Genomic DNA, 16,671 nt, shown 5'->3' with positions numbered 1-16,671 from the left:
CCTCCTCGTCCGACTTCTGTCAAGCGGGGGCCCCTGCTATGCGCGAAGCGTTAAGAAGGGGCCCCTCCTTACACCTCAGCTGCCGAAGAAGACCTCGGCCTCGGCGTAGCGCTCCAGCGGCACCGTCTTCAGCTCGGCGGTGGCCTCGGCCAGCGGAACGCGGACGATGTCCGTGCTCTGCATGGCGACCATCTTGCCCCAGTCGCCCTCGTGCACCGCGTCGATCGCCTGGAGGCCGAGCCGGGTGGCGAGCACCCGGTCGAACGCGGTCGGGGTGCCGCCGCGCTGGATGTGCCCGAGCACCACGGTGCGGGCCTCCTTGCCGGTCTTGGCCTCCAACTGCTCGGCCAGCCACTGGCCGATGCCGCCGAGGCGGACGTGGCCGAAGGAGTCGAGCTCCTGGTTGTGCAGCACCATCTGGCCGTCCAACGGCTGGGCGCCCTCGGCGACGACCACGATCGGCGCGTACTGGTGCTGGAAGCGCTTCTCGACGTAGCCGGCGACCTGCTCGACGTCGAACTGCCGCTCCGGCAGCAGGATCACGTTGGCGCCGCCGGCGAGCCCGGCGTGCAGGGCGATCCAGCCGGCGTGCCGGCCCATCACCTCGACGACGAGCGTGCGGTGGTGGCTCTCGGCGGTGGTGTGCAGCCGGTCGATCGCCTCCATCGCGATGTTGACCGCGGTGTCGAAGCCGAACGTGTAGTCGGTGGCGCCCAGGTCGTTGTCGATCGTCTTCGGCACACCGACCACGTTGACGCCCAGCTCGTGGAGCTTGGTGGCGACGCCCAGGGTGTCCTCGCCGCCGATCGCGACCAGCGCGTCCACGCCCTGCGCGGCCAGGTTCTCCTTGATCCGCTGCACGCCGTTCTCGATCTTGAACGGGTTGGTCCGGGACGAACCGAGGATGGTGCCGCCGCGCGGCAGGATGCCGCGCACCTCCGCGATGCCCAGCGGCTTGGTCAGCCCCTCGAGCGGGCCCTTCCAGCCGTCCCGGAAGCCCACGAACTCGTGACCGTAGGTGGCGACGCCCTTGCGGACCACCGCCCGAATCACCGCGTTGAGACCAGGGCAGTCGCCGCCGCCGGTGAGCACGCCGATACGCATGATCTGCTCATCCTCCTGAAGCATCAGGTGAAGCCCGGATTAAGCCCCAGGATATGTGTCGGATCAGACCATCGGCGCCGTTGCCGGCCCGGGGCGGGCCGTCACAGCGAACTGTAGTCGGCGCGGGTGCGCGCCGGCACCGCGCCCCGGACCGTCCCGCCCCCCGGGCCGGCTACCGGTCAGTAGCCGACCTCCTGGTTCTCCCCCGACTTCGGCGGCTTCCCGGTCACCGCCGCCTTGGCGAAGCCGAGCAGGTTGACCACCGTGCTGCCCGGGGAGTCCCAGTACTCCGCGGAACCGGCGTGCACCTTGATCAGGGTGATCCCCGGCGTCTCCAGGCCGTCCGGGAACCATGCCTTCAGCAGCGGGTTCCACAGCTCCTTGGCCCGGGCGGCGTCCCACTCCTCGGTGGCGGTGCCGGCCACGGAGACCCAGGCGTTGTGCTTCTGGTCGGAGAAGCCGACGTTGACCTGCGGGTTCACCCGGATCTGGCGGACTTTGGCGGAGTCGGCGTAGGCGAAGAACCACAGGTCGCCGTCGAAGTCCGCCTCCTGCAGGCCCATCGGCCGGCTGACCAGGCGCCCGTCGACGGCGGTGGTGGTGAGCAGGCAGATCCGGGCGTCGCGGATCAGCTCGGTGACCTTGCGGCGGGCGTCGGCCGCACTGGCCGGCTCGTTGCTCATGGACCCCTCCTCGGATCGGCGTGATGCCGCCTCCGATGCCCCGGGCAGAACGGGTCAAACCTGCCGTGCGGGCTGGGCATGCGCTCACGGCCCTCGCTGCGCTCGGTGCATTCGCTCATGCTGTGCCGGCCGGGCATGGGCTCAGCGCGTGGTCATGGCTCGCCACCGGGCCAGATTGTGCCGGGCGTCGACGAGCGCGTCGTGCCGGCCGGACTCGGCCTCCGGCAGCCGGGGCCGACCCCGGTCGTCCCAGAGCTGGCGCAGCTCCTTGGTGAACCGGGGGATCTCCCGGGGCAGCGCCGGCATCGCGCCCCAGAGCTGGGCCAGCACCACGTGGTCGTACGCCGCGTACCAGGCCCAGAGTTCGAGCTGCTCGCCCGGCCGGTCGCGGACCGGTGCCAGGAGGAACTCGTGCAGGTCGTCGCGGATCCGCTCGCGTGAGCGCCAGCCCCGGTCGGCCGGCGAGGGGAGCTTGTCCAGCACGTTGCGCCGCACCCAGGGCACGGCCCGGGTGTCGTCGAACTCGGTGGAGACCGCGTAGAACTCACGGCCGTACTCGTCGACGACGCCGATCGACACCAGGTCGACGGTGCGGCCGTCCTCGATGAATTCGCAGTCGTAGAAGTAGCGGTAGACCATCGGCCCCATCCTCGCCCATCGCCCCCGCCGGGCCGTCGCCGGGGCGTCCGCCGAGGTCGGCGCGGCGCCGGTCGCCGGCCCGGCATGGTCACGGAAGTGTCTCCAGGGGTGTACAGCACGCTACCGGGACGTCATGATCTGATGTGTACCGCCGTCGGGCGCCGAACCGGTTGAGCTGCCTCGTACCGGGACTGACAGCTTCACCCGGTGTGCGAGTGGTGACTTCTGACCGGGGAGGGGTTGGCCGTGGAGTCTCGCCTGCCGGAGCCAGGTGACGCGCTCACGGGCGTGGAGATGTTCGCCGGGCTGGAGCCGGAGGTGCGGCAGCGGGTCATCGCCGCGGCCGTGCCGCGCACCTACCGCAAGGGGCAGCTCCTCTTCGTCGAGAACGATCCCGGTGAGTCCCTGATCGTGCTGCGCCGCGGCGCCGTGGCGGTGTTCCGCACCGCCCCGACCGGCGAGCGGGCCGTGCTGTCGGTGATCCGACCGCCCGACGTGCTGGGCGAGGTCTCCCTGCTGGACGCCTCGACCCGGTCGGCCTCCGCCGAGGCCATCGAGGACTGCGCCGCGCTGGCGCTGTCCCGTCCCGCCTTCATGGAGTTGGTGCATTCCAACCCGCGCATCCTCGACGCGGTGATGCGCTCGCTCGGCCAGCTGATCCGCCGGCTCACCGAGCAGAACGCCGACCACGTCTTCCTCGACCTGCCCGGCCGGGTGGCCAAGACGCTGGTCCGGCTGGCCGGCGAGAGCCAGGCTCCGATGATCACCATCGAGCTCAACCAGAGCCAGCTCGCGGAGATGGCGGGCGGGTCGCGGCAGAGCGTCAACCAGGCCATCGGCTCGTTCGCCAGCCGCGGCTGGCTGCGTACCGAAGGTCGCCGGATCGTGGTCACCGACGTGGCCGCGTTGCGCCGCCGCGCCGGCATGAGCGACCGCTAGGTCCATCACCGGCGCCACCCGGGAGCGGGCGCACCACGCGCCGGCCCGCCCCGGCCCACCCACGCGCACGCAGGCGCCGACCGCCCGAGGCGGTCGGCGCCTGCGTGCGTCCCGTCAGCGCGTCGGGCCGAGCCAGCCACGCGTGGGGCCGACCCAGCCACGGGTCGGGCCGGCCCAACCGCGGGTGGGGCCGATCCAGCCCTGCGGGGTGGTGGCGGAGAAGCCGGGGCCGGCCCAGCCGGTCGCGGTGGCGTTGGTCGAGGTGGTCATCGTTCCTCCCGGAGATCGTCGGTCCACCGCGGCTGGTGCGGCGGTACGGGACAGACGCTACGGCCGGAGCGAGTCGGACAAAATAGACATATGTGCATGAATTGCTGCCTGAAGAGCCGTTGTCCGACCCCGATCCCCGCTGCCAAGGTTGCCCCGCGCGCCCCTGCCCCGGTGCCCCGCCGGACAGACCGATCGCAGCGAGGAGTTGACGGGCATGTCACTGATCCGCGGCAATGTCGTCTTTCGTCGTTACTGGTCCGCCCGCCTCGTCTCCTACCTGGGCGACCAGCTGGCCCGCACCGCGCTGCTGATCGCCGCCTACGACAGATACGGAGGCACGGCGGTGGCCCTGCTGCTGCTGGCGACCACCGCGCCGAGGCTCCTCGGACCGTTGCTGGGTGCGCTCGCCGACCGGTTCGACCAACGCCGGCTGATGGTCGGCTGCGACCTGACCCAGGCCCTGCTCTACCTCGCCCTGGCGCTGCTGGCCCCGCCGCTGCCGGTGCTGCTCGCGGCGGTCACCGCGGCCACCCTGGCCGCCACCGCCTTCACCCCGGCCGGCCGGAGCCTGCTGCCCCGGCTGGTAGGCCGGGAGCGGCTGCCCGCGGCCAACGCCCAACTGGCCGTCGGCATGAACATCGGGTTCGCCGCCGGCCCGGCCCTCGGCGGGCTGATGCTGGCCACCATCGACCTGACGTCCACGCTGATCGTCGACGCCGCCACCTTCGTGGCGTCCGCGCTGCTGATCGGCGGCGTACGCGGGCTGTCCGCGCCCGGCGCGCCGACCCCACCGCGTGAGCCGTACCGTCAGGTGCTCGGCGCGGGAATGCGCGTCGTGCGTACCAGCGGCGTGGTGTGCGGGCGGTCTCGATCGGTTTCCTGGTGCTGGTGACGTTCGCCGCGCTGGACAACCTGGCGCTGGTGCCGCTCGGACGCACCGCGCTCGCGGCCGACGAGGTCATGATCGGTCTGCTCGGCACCGCCTACGGCGCGGGCATGGTGCTCGGCCCGATGCTGCTGGCCCGCGCCGGCGGACGAACCAGGATGCAGTTCGTGCTCTACGGCGCGGTGCTCGCGCTCGGCGTCGGCACGCTCGTCACCGGCATGAGTCCGGTGATCGGCGTGGCGCTCGTCGGGCAGGCGCTGGCCGGGGCCGGCGCGGGTTGGCACCACGTGGCGGCGGACACGCTCATCCAGCAGCACGTGCCGGCCGAACGACTCGGCGTCGTCTTCGGCACGGTCTACATGTCCCCCTACGGGGCGGAGGTGCTGGCGTACCTCGCCGGGGCGTCCCTGCTCGGAGCGATCGGACCCCGGTGGCTGCTGGCCGTGTCCGGCGTCGGGATCCTCGCCACGCTGGCGCTCGTGGTGCCGCTGCTGACCCGGGCCCTCGGTGGACGGACGAGGCGGCGGACAGCCGTGGCGGCGGTGGCCTGAGCCGATCGGGCACGGTGGAGCCGGTGGCCGCGGCCACCGGCTCCATCTGGTCTCAGTTGTCCTTGGTGTCGGCCGGCGGCGCGCTCGGGCCGGGGCCGATCTTCGACGGGTCGGTCTTCTTCGGCGGCGTGGTCGTCGTGGGGGTCGTGGTCTCGGACGATCCGCTGCTCGTGGGCTGCTCCACCATGCCTTTTTCCTCCAGTTCGGCGAGTGTGACGGCGTCCACGTCGACCGTGTCGCCCGAGGCCCACAGCGTCCCTCGTGGATCGGTCCATGGGGCGGAAAGCCGGACGTGCACGGCACTCTCCCTGTCGACGGGACTGTCTGCTAGAGGAGACTAGACCCGGCCGAACAGCCGTGACGTCCCGCCGAGGGGTCGGTTACCCGACTGCCCGGCCGCGCGGGACACTGGTGACCTCACGCGTACGGAGCCGGACATCGACCTCACCTGTGGACACTGCTCGCGGAGCGCCGGGCCGGACGACCGCTTCTGCGGCGGGTGCGGCCGGCCGCTCGCCGCCGCCTGCCCGGGCTGCGGCCACGCCAACGACGCCGGCGCCAACTTCTGCACCAACTGCGGCCAGCCACTGCGCGACCACGCGGTTGCCGTGCAGGAGGACCGCCGCCAGGTCAGCGTGCTCTTCATCGACATCGTCGACTTCACCACCTATGCCGAGCGGGCCGACCCGGAACAGGCGCGCGGCCTGCAACAGGTCTACTTCGCCACGGTGCGCCGGCTGGTGCACCAGTACGGCGGTGTGGTGGAGAAGTACATCGGCGACGCGGTCATGGCGTTGTTCGGCGCGCCCGTGGCCACCGACAACGACGCGCTGCGCTGCGTACGCGCCGGGCTGGAGCTGCAGCGGAGCCTGGCCCGGCAGCCGGCCGGGCCGCACCCGCCGCTCGGCTTCCGGGTCGGCATCGCCACCGGGGAGGCGCTCGTCGACCTGGCCGCGGCGCGCGACGGCGGCCAGGCGTTCGTCACCGGCGACGTGGTCAACACCGCGAGCCGCCTGCAGGCGCTGGCCCCGGTCGGCGGCGTGGTGGTCGACGAGAGCACCTGGGCGGCGACCCGACGCGAGATGGAGTACGCCGACCAGCCGCCGGTGACGCTACGCGGCCGGTCGGCGGTGAGCCGGATCTGGCTGGCCGTGCAGGCCCGACCCCGGCGCGACGACCAGGGCGCTGAGCTGACCCCGATGGTCGACCGGGACCACGAGCGGGGCCTGCTGGTCAGCGCGCTGCACCGCACGGTGACCGAGCGCACCTCGCAGTTGCTGACCGTCTTCGGCCCGGCCGGGGTGGGCAAGAGCCGGCTCCTGCGCGAGCTGGCCCGGCACGCGGCGAACCTGCCCGGCGCGCGGGTCACCTGGCTGACCGGTCAGTGCCCGCCGTTCGGCGAGAACGTCACCTACGCCGCGCTGGCCGACATCGTGCGGCGCTGGACCGGGCTGACCGGCGCCGACGACCCGGTCGCCGCCCGGGAGCGCCTGCGCGAGCGGCTGGGCCGGCTCGCCGACCCGCACGCGGTGCGGCTGGCCGAGGCGTTGGGCCCGCTGGTGGGCGTGCCCGGGGAGCGGCTCACCTCGGCCGAGACCGAGGCGGCGTGGCGGCGGTTCCTGCTCGCGCTGGCCGCCACCGGCCCGACCGTGCTCGTCTTCGAGGACATGCACTGGGCCGACGAGGCGATGCTCTCCTTCGTCGAGCAGCTCGGCGCGGCGGCCCGCAACGTGCCGCTGCTGGTCGTCGCCACCGCCCGGCCGGAGCTGCGCGAGCGGCACCCGGCGTGGACCGGCACGATCAGCGGCGCCATGTCCATCTCGGTGCCGCCGATGCACGACGGCGACATCGACACGCTCTACTCGCTGCTGCTCGGCCAGGCCACGCTGCCCAGCACCGCCCGCGCGCCGCTGATCGAGTTCGCCGACGGCAACCCGCTCTACGCCCAGGAGTACGCCCGGATGCTGCTCGACGGCGGCCTGGTCGAGCGGGCCGCCGGCCCGGTACGCCTCGAACCGGCCGGCGGCGCCGGGATGCCGCGTACCGTCCAGGCGGTCATCGCCAACCGGCTGGACCTGCTGGACCCCGCCGACCGGGCGGTGCTCCAGGCCGCCTCGGTGGTCGGGGTGCAGTTCTGGGCGGCGCCGGTGGCGCTGGCCCTGGGCCGGCCGGCCGAGTGGGTGGAACGGGCGCTGCACCGGCTCCAGCGGCGCGACCTGGTCTTCGAGCTGCCCACCTCGACCATGCCCGGGCAGCCGGAGTACCGGTTCCGGCACGTGCTGGTGCGCGACGTCTGCTATCAGCGGCTGCCGCGCGCCGAGCGGGTGGCCCGGCACCAGCGCGCCGCCGACTGGCTGGAGCAGCTCGCCGACGGCCGGCAGCACGACCTGGCCGAGGTGGTGGCCAACCACCGGTGGGCGGCGCACGAGATCGCCCGCACGGTGGGCCTGGACCAGGCCCCGTACGCCGCGGCCACCCGGTCCGCGCTGCACCGGGCCGCCCGCCGCGCGTACGAGCTGCACGCGCTGGACACCGCGGCCACGCTGGTGGAACGCGCGCTCACCGTCGAGTGCGGGCCGGATCCGGCGCTCGAGCTGTTCCAGGCCGAGCTGGCGTTCTATGCCGACCAGGACGGGTTCCTGGTCGCCGACGGCACGGCGGTGCTCACCGGCCTGGCCGGGCGGCTCACCGACGCCGGTGACCTGCCCGGCGCGGCCAAGGCGTGGCGGCTGCTGGCCACCGCGGCCTGGGCCCGGGCGGACCGGTCGGAGACGCTGCGCTGCCTGGACCGGGCGATCCGGCTGCACGCCGCGCTGCCGGACAGCGAGGACAAGGTCGGCGTGCTGCTCGAGCTGGCCCGGGCGTACATGCTCGACGCGGAGACCGAACCCGCCTGCGCCGCCGCCGGCAGCGCCGCCGAGCTGGCCGAACGGCTGGAGCTGCGGGAGGCACGGGCCAACGCCCGGATCACCCTGGCGGTGGCCCGTTACCAGGCCGGCGTGGCGGAGGCGTTCGCCGAACTGACCGAGGTCACCGAGGAGTGCCGGGTGGAGCGGCTGACCAGCCGCCGCCGCGCGGTGCACAACCTGGCGTGGGCGTTGCAGGAGGAGGGCGACCTGGCCGGCTCGGCCCGGCTGGTCGACGAACAACGGTCACTGGACCTGGCCGGCGAGCACGGTCTCACGGTGAGCTTCAGCGACCAGTGGACCCGGTCCTACTACAGCGGTGACTGGACCGCGGCGCTGCGGATGGCCGAGGGGTCCATCCGGCGGCCGACCGACGAGTGGGACCTGCACATCGTGGCCGTCTCCGGCTGGATCCGGGCGCTGGGCGACGGGCCGCGCGTCGGCCCCGGCGGCCCGGACCTGGTGGACCAGGCGCTCGTCGCCGCCCGGCGCAGCGGCTTCCACCGGGTGTTGCGGTCCACCGTGGCGCACGCCGCGCTCTGCCGGGCGGTGCAGGGCCGCCGGGACGAGGCGCTCGCGCTCCTGACCGAGCTGGACGAGGACTGGCGGCGGACCCGGATGATTCCGTTCGCCGAGTGGGTGCCGGCGGTCGGGCACGTCGCCGGCCTGCTCGGCGGCGACGCGGCGGTGCTGGTGCGCGACCTGCTGCGCCGCGCCCCGCGCGCCACCCGCTGGGCGCGGGCGGCCGGCCGGTCGGCGGACGCGGCGCTGGCCCGCCGTGACGGTGACCCGGCCCGGGCCGGCCGGTTGTTCACCGCCGCCGCGGCGGACTACGCCGGGATGACCGACGCGACCGACCAGATCATCGCCGCCGCCCTGGCGGTGGTTCCGTTGGCCGGGGCTGATCCGGCGGCCGCGGCGGAGACGCTGGCCCGGGTACGCGCGTTCGCGGCCCGGCATGCCGCGGGCGGCCTGCTCCGGATCGCCGGGGCCGGCTGACCTCAGGCGGGTAGCGGCTGCCGCGGCGGCGCGCTCTTCACCTTCTGGGCGTACGTGTCGACGTACTCCCGGCCGGAGAGTTCCATCAGCTCGTACATGATCTCGTCGGTGACAGCCCGCTCGACGAAGCGGTCGCCGACCAGGCCGGCGTAGCGGGAGAAGTCGAGCGGGGGGCCGAAGCGGATCCGGATCCGGCCCAGGTTGGGGATGATCTGCCCGGTGGGCTGGATCGCGTCGGAGTTGAGCATGGCCATCGGGACCACCGGGGCGCCGCTGGCCAGCGCGAGCCGGGCCACCCCGGTCTTGCCCCGGTAGAGCCGGCCGTCCGGCGACCGGGTGCCCTCCGGATAGATGCCCGCGACGCCACCGGCGCGCAGCACCTCGAGCTGGGTGTCGAGGGCGGCCCGGGCGGCCCGGCCGCCGGAGCGGTCGACCGGGATGGTGCCGGAGCCGACGAAGAACAGTTTGGTCAGCCATCCCTTCACGCCCTTGCCGGTGAAGTATTCGGCTTTCGCGATGAAGGTGACTTTTCGCTTGACGATCAGCGGGGTGAAGATCGAATCCGAGAAGGAGAGGTGGTTGCTGGCCAGGATCACCGGACCGGTCGCCGGCACGTGCGCCAACCCCTCGACCTGCGGGCGGAAGACCAGCCGCAGCAACGGGCCGAGGATGATGTACTTCAGCAGCCAGTACAGCACCGAGGTCCTTCCGGATCGGGTGGTGACGCGGGGGATCGTCCGGGATGAGGGTACGAACCACGTACGCCGCGCCACAACGCACTCCCGGAACGGGGCTTCGACGTGTCAGGATTCAGGGCACGACGTCAGGCCGCGGTGAAGGGGGTGTCCGGTGTCAGGGGGCGGGCCCCGCCGAGGGCGGCGGGACAACGGGCTCGACGCGGCCGAGTACGCGGTCGCGGGCGACGTCGATCCGCGCGTCGGCGAGCACCTGCTCGACGTGCTGGCCGCCGGCGGCATCGCCGCCTACCTCCAGCCCTCCGCCGACCTGAATCCGGTGACGCGCACCACCACGGTCCCGGCCCGCCCGGTCGACCGGCTCTACGTCGACCGGTTCCACCTGAGGACCGCCCGCGACTACCTCACCCAGCTCGCCGACGAGGGCGGCGGCGAGCCGCCGCGCGCCGACGAGCCGGACATCGAGGCCGAGTGGGCCAAGATCGTGGCGGGGTTCCACACCGCGCCGGCCGCCGGCGGCAACCCCTGGCCCGCCGCCGAGGACGTCGACGACCCGGCCGCGCCGGGCAGCGGTGCCACCGGCCGGGCCGAGGAGCCGGCCGGGCCGACCGCCACCGACGTCCGCCGGCTGCCCTACGCCGCGGACGTCTCCGGCATCTCGGTGAGCCGCGACCGGCACGACGAGCCCTCCCTGCTGGACGGCCTGGACACGTTCGGCACCGGCCTGCCGGACGACGCGGCGGACGAGGAGCACTACACCCCGCCCCCGCCGCCCCCGCTGCCACGCTTCTCGAAATACGCGGTGCTGGGCGTGCTCAGCATCGTGCTCGGCTTCCTGCTGTTCCTGTCCCCCACCGTGATGTCGCTGGTCGACCCGAAGGTGGTGACGCTGCTCGGCTTCACCGGCATCCTGGCCGGCTTCGTGATGCTCATCTGGCGGCTGCGCCCCGGCGACCGGGACGACCACGACCCCGACGACGGCGCGGTCGTCTGAGCGCCGGCCGGGGCCTGCCCGGATCGCGGGACACCGCCCGCCCCGCGTCGTTCGTGTAACAGGGGTGTAACTTACGGTCAGTAGGAATACCGCTGAACGTCACGTCCCGCACCGGCTGTCCGGTTTGCGCCATGATCCGGTCGCCGGTACCCCTGCTGAGCGGATTGCCCGAGATGCGACAGAGCCCCCTGGTGGTGGTGGCCAACCGCCTCCCCATCGACGACAGCGTGGCGCCGGACGGCGCCTTCGAGTGGCGCCGCAGCCCCGGCGGCCTGGTGAGCGCCCTGCACCCACTGCTCCGGCACACCCCAGCCACCTGGGTGGGCTGGGCCGGCGGCACCGGCCCCGCGCCGGAGCTGCCCGATGTGGACGGCGTCCGGATGCGCAGCGTCCCGCTGAGCGCGGAGGACTTCCGCGACCACTACGAGGGCTTCGCCAACGCCACCCTCTGGCCGCTCTACCACGACGCCGTCGAGCAGCCGGAATACCACCGCCGCTGGTGGGAGGCGTACCAGCGGGTCAACCAGCGGTTCGCCGAGGCCGCCGCCGAGGCCGCCGAGCCGGGCGGCCTGGTCTGGGTGCAGGACTACCACCTCCAACTGGTGCCCGGCCTGCTCCGCGCGCTCCGCCCCGACCTGCGCATCGGCTTCTTCCTGCACGTGCCGTTCCCGCCGCCGGAGCTGTTCATGCAGCTCCCCCGTCGCTCGGAGCTGCTGCGCGGGATGCTCGGCGCCGACCTGATCGGCTTCCAGCGGGCCCAGGCCGCGCACAACTTCGCGCAGCTCGCCGCGAAGGTGCTCGGCCTGTCCGCCACCGACCGGCGGATCGGCGTGGACGACCGGGTGGTGCGCATCGGCGCCTTCCCGGTCGCCATCGACACCGCCGAGATGTCCGCGCTCGCGGCCCGGCCCGAGGTGGCCGACCGGGCCCGCCGGCTCCGGCAGGATCTCGGCCAGCCGGAGAAGGTGATCGTCAGCGTCGACCGGATGGACTACACCAAGGGCATCGAGCAGCGACTCAAGGCCTACCGCGAGCTGCTGGCCAGCGGCGACGTCAAGGTCCGGGACACGGTGCTGGTGCAGGTGGCGGTGCCCAGCCGGGACCGGGTGGCGCAATACCAGATCCTGCGCGACCGGGTGGAGCACCAGGTGGGCCGGATCAACGGCGAGTTCGGCCGGGTCGGCGAGCCGGCCATCCACTACCTCACCCAGCCCTTCGACCGGGCCGAACTGGTCGCGCTCTACCGGGTCGCCGACGTGATGGCGGTGACCCCGCTACGCGACGGGATGAACCTGGTCGCCAAGGAATACGTGGCCGCCCGCGTCGACGGCACCGGCGCGCTGCTGCTCAGCGAGTTCGCCGGCGCGGCCGCCGAGATGGAGCAGGCGTACCTGGTCAACCCGCACGACCTGGACGGCCTGAAGCAGGGGCTGCTCGCCGCGCTGCGGGCCGGCCCGGAGGACGTGGCGGCTCGGATGCGCGCGATGCGGGAACACCTGGCGCACAACGACATCCACGCCTGGGCCGCGTCCTACCTGAGCGCGTTGGAGGAGAGCGGGTCGCTGGTCGGCCGCCGGCCCGCCGCCCGCTGAGCCGGCCCCGGCGCTCACCCCGAGGTGGGCGCCGGGTCCTTGTCCAGCCAGTCCAGGATCGCGTCGATCGGCTCCCGCCAGCGGGCGTCGAGCATCAGGTCGTGGCCCATTCCGGGGAAGAGCAGCGGGGCCGAGGCGTACCGGCGGGCCGCCCGGGTCAGCGCGGTCGCCGACAGGACGCGGTCGTCCGGGCTGCCCAGCACCAGCATCGGGGGCCGGCCCACCGCCGGCTCCGGCCGCCGGCCGGTGAGCAGTTGCCACTGCGCGCGACGCCCGGCCCGGCCCAGCCGGGCCACGTGCCGGCGGGCGTCCGCCTCGGGTAGCTCCCGGCTGAACAGTTGCCGCCGGTTGAGCCGCAGCCCGGCGCCGAAGACCGCCGGCAGCGTGCCGGCCGGATTGCGACGCAACGCCGTGCCGAACGTCGCCCAGCCGCCGAGCACCGGCGCCACCAGCACCGCGGCCCGCGCCGGGTAGCGGGACAGCGCGTGCGCCACCACCCGGGCGCCGGCGCCGTGCCCCACCAGCACCGCCTGCCGCGGCAGGCTCGCCGCCACCTGCACCACGTCATGGGTGTACGCCCGCAGCGTCGCCTCCGGCGCCGGCTCGCTGCCGCCGTGCCCGCGCAGGCTCACCGCGTACGCCGGGAAACCGCGACCGGCGGCGTGGCCCAGCCAGTGCTCGGCGAACGCCCACGCGCCGTGCCCGAAGCCGGGCACGAACAGCAGCGGCGGCTTGGCCTCCTCCTGCTCGGGCACCGCGGCCAGCACCTCGCGGCGCACCGGCCGCTCCGGCCGGGCCCACTCCCAGCCCCGGACCACCCGCACCCGCCCGGTGGTGCTCATTTGGATCCCTCCAGCTCGTGCAGCGCCTTCTCCAGCGCGCGCAGGTAGTCGGCGTGCCCGACCTCGAACCAGTGCCGGGTGCTGTCCTTGACCTTGGCCGAGTACCGCTCGCCGAGGCCGGCGCGGACCCGGCGGTCGAACGCGGCCACCCGCTCCGGCCCGGTGGCGCGCAGCGTGAGGAGCCGGGTGAAGAGCACGCTCTGCCAGTGCGAGATGGTGAAGATGCCGGAGTCCGGCTGGACCAGGCCGACCACCGCAAGCGTGGGACGACCGGCGCTGAACGCGTTAAGCCACAGCCGGGGCTTGCCGGAGCCGTCCTCGTCGCCGAGCACCCGGCCCTGCATGAACTCGAAGCGCGGCAGGTATCCGGTGGCGAAGACGACCAGTTCCGGGTCGATCCGACGGCCGTCGGTCAGCTCGACGGCGCGGTCGTGGAACCGGGCGACGTCCGGTACCGGGGTGATCTCGCCGTGCCCGACGTAGTAGACGAGCTGGCTGTTGGCGATCGGGTGCGTCTCGTAGACCCGGTGGTCGGGCTTGGGCAGGCCGAACCGGGTCAGGTCGCCGACGGTCAGCCGCAGCGTCCAGTGGTAGAGCCACTGCCGCATCCGCAGCGGCACCCGCAGCGCCAGCAGCGTGTCGTTGACCTGGTCCGCCGGGCGGCCGAGGACGTACTTCGGGGCGTACCAGTAGCCGCGCCGGGTGGAGTGCCAGCAGTGCGACGCCTGCTGGGCCGCCTCCACCGCGATGTCGCAGCCGGTGTTGCCGGCGCCGACCACCAGCACCCGCTTGCCACGCAACTGGGCCGGGTCCTTGTAGGACGAGGCGTGCATCACCTCGCCGCGGAACTCCGCCAGTCCCTCGTACCGGGGCAGCTTCGGCGACCAGTTGTGGCCGTTGGCCAGCACCACGGCCGCGTACCGGGAGGTGCGTTCCGGGCCGTAGCCGCCGGTGCTGCGGGTGGTCACGTCCCACCGGTCGCCCTCGACCGGCTCGACCCGGACCACCTCGGTGCCGAACCAGACGTGCTGGCGCAGGTCGAAGTGGTCGGCGTAGCGCTCGAAGTAGGAGAGCAACTGGCTGTGGTGCGGGTAGTCCGACCAGTCGTCGGGCATCGGGAAGTCCGGGAACTGGGTGAACGGCCGGGACGAGATGAGGTGGGTGCTGGCGTACACCGGGCTGCGGTCGTGCCGCCAGTTCCACGCCCCGCCGACGCCGGTCTCCCGCTCGTAGCAGTCGACGCCGAAGCCGGCCTCGCGCAGGTTCTTCACCGCGGTCAGCCCGCTGGCGCCGGCGCCGATGACGCAGACCGTGTCGCCCCGGTCGGAGACCGGCCGGTCGTCCCGGCTGGGGGCGGCCGTGGCGTCCGGATCGGGGCGGCCGAGATCGGTGGAGGAGGGCACCGGGAAGTCTCCTTTTGTGCGGCACGCGTGCCGGTCGGTGCGAAATCCTGCCGAGAATGCCCGCCGTTGTCCAGCCATCCCGACCGGCCTTCGCCTGCGGCGTGACGCCCGGTCACCGCTGATGTTTCACCCAGCGTGAGGGCGAGGCCGCGCGGTGGGCGTGCCTCGTGCGCGCCTTTGCTCTGCACCCATCGACGCAGCACGGCCGCGAGCTGGGCAATCCCGTGCGGACCGGCGGTTCGCGCATCGCCGCAGTAATCACGAAGGGTGGCTGCTGCGCAAATGGCTGCAGAGCAAAGGCGCCGCCGGGCGGCACCTTCCGCCCGACGATTAATCACGCTGGGTAACGGCGTTCGACGTCGCCTCCGGCCTCGCACGCATGTGGCCCGCGCCGCCCGCGACGCTCGCCGGCGCCGCACGCCCGTGCCGCGTCGTCGGGGACGGCCGGCGCCGCCGCCCGTCCGGCCGGCGCGAGCCGTGGTGGCCGGGGGTGCGGTCAGCCGGCGGCCGGCAGCAGCAGGTCGACCAGGATCGGGAAGTGGTCGCTGGCCCGGCGGGTCCGCGGCGTGTCGACCACGTCGTAGTCGACCACGGTGATCCGCGGGTCGACGAAGAGCGCGTCGATGCGCCGTCGCGGGTCGGCGCAGGAGAACGTGTGCCGGTCGGCCCGGTCGGCGGCGACCGCCGTGTCGGTCAGCCCCTCGGCCACGGTCCGCCAGGCCGGCCCGTCCGGCCCCTCGTTGAGGTCCGCGCCGGCCACCACCGGCAGCGCGGACGCGGCCAACTCCCGCTTGAACGCCGCCGCCTGGGCCGGCCGCTCCGCCGGGTCCGTGGACAGGTGCGAACCGGCGAGCAGGAAGTCGACGCCGCCCACCCGGCAGCGCGCGTAGGCGGCGCCACGCAGGTGCCGCCCCGGGGTGAGCGGGTAGCGCGCGCACCGGGTGTCGGTGACCCGCACCCGCAGGCTGGTCAGCAACAGGTTGCCCAGCGACGGCAGGCCGCCGGCGGCGATCACCAGGCCGAACGAGTCGGCGAGCGTGGCGCACTTCTGCCGCCACCGGAACCGGCGCGGCCCCTCCTGCACGATCACCACGTCCGGCGCGGCCTCCCGGACCACCTCGGCCAGCGCGGCCGTGTCGTCGCGCTGCGAGTGGACGTTGTACGACAGCACCCGCAGCGGCACCCCCGGGCCCGGCACGTCAGATCCGCCGGGCCAGGTCGGCGGCGCCGATCACGCCGGCGGTGTTGCCCAGCTCGGCCGGGCGCACCTCGGCGACGGGCAGGCGGCTGCGCTGGGCCAGCGCGTCGGTGAACGACCGCCGGGTCGGGCCGAGCAGCAGGTCGCCGGCGTCGATCACGCCGCCGCCGACCACCAGCACCTGCGGGTCGAGGATCTGCGCCATGTCGGCGAGGCTGGTGCCCAGCCAGCGGCCGACCTGGGCGAACGCCTCGGTGGAGACCGGGTCGCCGCCCTTGGCCGCGGCGGTCACCATCGGACCGGTGATCGCCTCGGCCTCGCCGTCGGCCAACTCCAGCAGGGCGGTGGCCCGGTGCGGTTCCTGGCGGGCGGCGGCGCGGGCGAAGCGGACCAGCGCGCTGCCACTGGCGTACTGCTCGATGCAGCCGAGCCGTCCGCAACCGCATTGGTGGCCGTCCGGCACGGTGAGCATGTGCCCCAGCTCGGCGGCGATGCCGTTGGCGCCGCGGACCAGTTCGCCGCCGAGCACGATGCCGCCGCCGACGCCGGTGCCGATGGTGAACATGACCATCGAGTCGTCGGCGTCGCGGGCCGCGCCGTAACGGAACTCCGCCCAGGCGGCCACGTTCCCGTCGTTCTCCACGATCACCGGCAGACCGGTGGCGTTGCTCACGTACTCGCGCAACGGCTCGTCCCGCCAGGCCAGGTTGGGGGCGAAGAGCACGGTGGAGCGGGAGGCGTCGATCCAGCCGGCCGCGCCGATGCCGACGGCCTCGACGGTACGCCCGGTGGACAGCTCGGTGACCACCTCGATGATGACGTCGCGGGTCTTGGCCACGTCGTCGGCGGGGGTGTCTCGGCGCGTCTGCACGAGTACCGCGCCGGTGTCGTCCACGACACCGCCGGCCACCTTCGTGCCACCGACGTCGACTCCGATGGTCAGCGTCACCGCTGCCACTCCCCTCTGCTG

At 73.8% G+C, this 16,671-nt stretch carries 16 protein-coding genes; 6 read left to right on the top strand and 10 right to left on the bottom strand.

Translation table 11 applies throughout. The features are described 5' to 3' along the window. Window positions 1-75: 75 nt before the first annotated feature. The 3 genes from O7618_RS03270 to O7618_RS03260 form a co-directional block, all read right to left on the bottom strand. Window positions 76-1,104, bottom strand: a complete 1,029-nt coding sequence (locus tag O7618_RS03270; protein ID WP_278109891.1) for a 6-phosphofructokinase — start codon at window positions 1,102-1,104, stop codon at window positions 76-78. A gap of 179 nt (window positions 1,105-1,283) precedes the next feature. Continuing rightward, window positions 1,284-1,787, bottom strand: coding sequence for a pyridoxamine 5'-phosphate oxidase family protein (locus tag O7618_RS03265; RefSeq protein ID WP_278104455.1), 504 nt, complete (start codon window positions 1,785-1,787; stop codon window positions 1,284-1,286). 141 nt (window positions 1,788-1,928) lie between these two features. Further along, the gene (locus tag O7618_RS03260; RefSeq protein ID WP_278104454.1) at window positions 1,929-2,426 is read right to left on the bottom strand and encodes a polyadenylate-specific 3'-exoribonuclease AS; all 498 of its coding nucleotides are present in this window, start codon (window positions 2,424-2,426) and stop codon (window positions 1,929-1,931) included. A 246-nt stretch (window positions 2,427-2,672) separates the two neighbouring features. Here O7618_RS03260 and O7618_RS03255 point away from each other — a divergent pair, with 246 nt between their 5' ends. Next, window positions 2,673-3,365: a Crp/Fnr family transcriptional regulator gene (locus O7618_RS03255; protein WP_091059444.1), complete on the top strand. Its 693-nt coding sequence runs from the start codon at window positions 2,673-2,675 to the stop codon at window positions 3,363-3,365. Window positions 3,366-3,479: 114 nt separating this feature from the next. On the opposite strand, the gene O7618_RS03250 is transcribed toward O7618_RS03255, so the two are convergent. Next, complete coding sequence (locus O7618_RS03250) at window positions 3,480-3,635, bottom strand: hypothetical protein (protein WP_175441244.1); 156 nt, start codon at window positions 3,633-3,635, stop codon at window positions 3,480-3,482. A gap of 214 nt (window positions 3,636-3,849) precedes the next feature. Between O7618_RS03250 and O7618_RS03245 the strand changes: the two genes are divergently transcribed. Next, on the top strand, window positions 3,850-4,527 hold the full coding sequence (locus O7618_RS03245; RefSeq protein ID WP_278104452.1) for an MFS transporter: 678 nt from the start codon (window positions 3,850-3,852) through the stop codon (window positions 4,525-4,527). Next, window positions 4,491-5,072 carry an MFS transporter gene (locus tag O7618_RS03240; protein ID WP_278104451.1) on the top strand — a complete coding sequence of 194 codons (582 nt, stop codon included), beginning with the start codon at window positions 4,491-4,493 and terminating at the stop codon, window positions 5,070-5,072. Before O7618_RS03245 ends, O7618_RS03240 begins: the two co-directional genes overlap by 37 nt. 52 nt (window positions 5,073-5,124) lie before the next feature. On the opposite strand, the gene O7618_RS03235 is transcribed toward O7618_RS03240, so the two are convergent. Next, window positions 5,125-5,370, bottom strand: a complete 246-nt coding sequence (locus tag O7618_RS03235) for a hypothetical protein (RefSeq protein WP_278104450.1) — start codon at window positions 5,368-5,370, stop codon at window positions 5,125-5,127. Window positions 5,371-5,509: 139 nt separating this feature from the next. Here O7618_RS03235 and O7618_RS03230 point away from each other — a divergent pair, with 139 nt between their 5' ends. After that, a complete protein-coding gene (locus O7618_RS03230) occupies window positions 5,510-8,977 on the top strand; it encodes an adenylate/guanylate cyclase domain-containing protein (RefSeq protein ID WP_278109890.1) in 3,468 nt (1,155 codons plus the stop codon). Window positions 8,978-8,979: 2 nt separating this feature from the next. Here the strand turns inward: O7618_RS03230 and O7618_RS03225 are convergent, their stop codons facing one another. Then, the gene (locus O7618_RS03225; protein ID WP_278104449.1) at window positions 8,980-9,675 is read right to left on the bottom strand and encodes a lysophospholipid acyltransferase family protein; all 696 of its coding nucleotides are present in this window, start codon (window positions 9,673-9,675) and stop codon (window positions 8,980-8,982) included. A 151-nt stretch (window positions 9,676-9,826) separates the two neighbouring features. Here O7618_RS03225 and O7618_RS03220 point away from each other — a divergent pair, with 151 nt between their 5' ends. Together O7618_RS03220 and O7618_RS03215 are read left to right on the top strand one after the other, a co-directional pair. Beyond that, entirely contained in the window at window positions 9,827-10,666 is an 840-nt protein-coding gene (locus O7618_RS03220) for a DUF308 domain-containing protein (protein ID WP_278104448.1), read from the top strand. Between the two features lie 173 nt (window positions 10,667-10,839). Then, window positions 10,840-12,258, top strand: coding sequence for a trehalose-6-phosphate synthase (locus O7618_RS03215; protein WP_278104447.1), 1,419 nt, complete (start codon window positions 10,840-10,842; stop codon window positions 12,256-12,258). 14 nt (window positions 12,259-12,272) lie between these two features. Here O7618_RS03215 and O7618_RS03210 read toward each other — a convergent pair whose 3' ends face one another. From O7618_RS03210 to O7618_RS03195, 4 genes are all read right to left on the bottom strand, one after another. Continuing rightward, on the bottom strand, window positions 12,273-13,100 hold the full coding sequence (locus O7618_RS03210; protein ID WP_278104446.1) for an alpha/beta fold hydrolase: 828 nt from the start codon (window positions 13,098-13,100) through the stop codon (window positions 12,273-12,275). Further along, a complete protein-coding gene (locus O7618_RS03205) occupies window positions 13,097-14,503 on the bottom strand; it encodes an NAD(P)-binding domain-containing protein (RefSeq protein ID WP_278104445.1) in 1,407 nt (468 codons plus the stop codon). The genes O7618_RS03210 and O7618_RS03205 overlap by 4 nt, the downstream gene beginning before the upstream one ends. A 496-nt stretch (window positions 14,504-14,999) precedes the next feature. Next, window positions 15,000-15,701, bottom strand: coding sequence for an endonuclease/exonuclease/phosphatase family protein (locus tag O7618_RS03200; protein ID WP_278104444.1), 702 nt, complete (start codon window positions 15,699-15,701; stop codon window positions 15,000-15,002). A gap of 1 nt (window position 15,702) precedes the next feature. Further along, window positions 15,703-16,650, bottom strand: coding sequence for an ROK family glucokinase (locus O7618_RS03195; protein WP_278104443.1), 948 nt, complete (start codon window positions 16,648-16,650; stop codon window positions 15,703-15,705). Between the last annotated feature and the right edge of the window lie 21 nt (window positions 16,651-16,671).

Origin of the sequence: Micromonospora sp. WMMD980, from assembly GCF_029626035.1 — a bacterium.
GTDB lineage: Bacteria > Actinomycetota > Actinomycetes > Mycobacteriales > Micromonosporaceae > Micromonospora.
This window is presented reverse-complemented; position numbering and strand designations above follow the sequence as displayed.

What these genes read in the sequence shown, in the direction of transcription:
- O7618_RS03245 (WP_278104452.1), top strand. Translation starts at nt 3,850, where the DNA reads ATGTCACTGATCCGCGGCAATGTCGTCTTTCGTCGTTACTGGTCCGCC.
- O7618_RS03250 (WP_175441244.1), bottom strand. Translation starts at nt 3,635, where the DNA reads ATGACCACCTCGACCAACGCCACCGCGACCGGCTGGGCCGGCCCCGGC.
- O7618_RS03215 (WP_278104447.1), top strand. Translation starts at nt 10,840, where the DNA reads ATGCGACAGAGCCCCCTGGTGGTGGTGGCCAACCGCCTCCCCATCGAC.
- O7618_RS03270 (WP_278109891.1), bottom strand. Translation starts at nt 1,104, where the DNA reads ATGCGTATCGGCGTGCTCACCGGCGGCGGCGACTGCCCTGGTCTCAAC.
- O7618_RS03265 (WP_278104455.1), bottom strand. Translation starts at nt 1,787, where the DNA reads ATGAGCAACGAGCCGGCCAGTGCGGCCGACGCCCGCCGCAAGGTCACC.
- O7618_RS03260 (WP_278104454.1), bottom strand. Translation starts at nt 2,426, where the DNA reads ATGGTCTACCGCTACTTCTACGACTGCGAATTCATCGAGGACGGCCGC.
- O7618_RS03210 (WP_278104446.1), bottom strand. Translation starts at nt 13,100, where the DNA reads ATGAGCACCACCGGGCGGGTGCGGGTGGTCCGGGGCTGGGAGTGGGCC.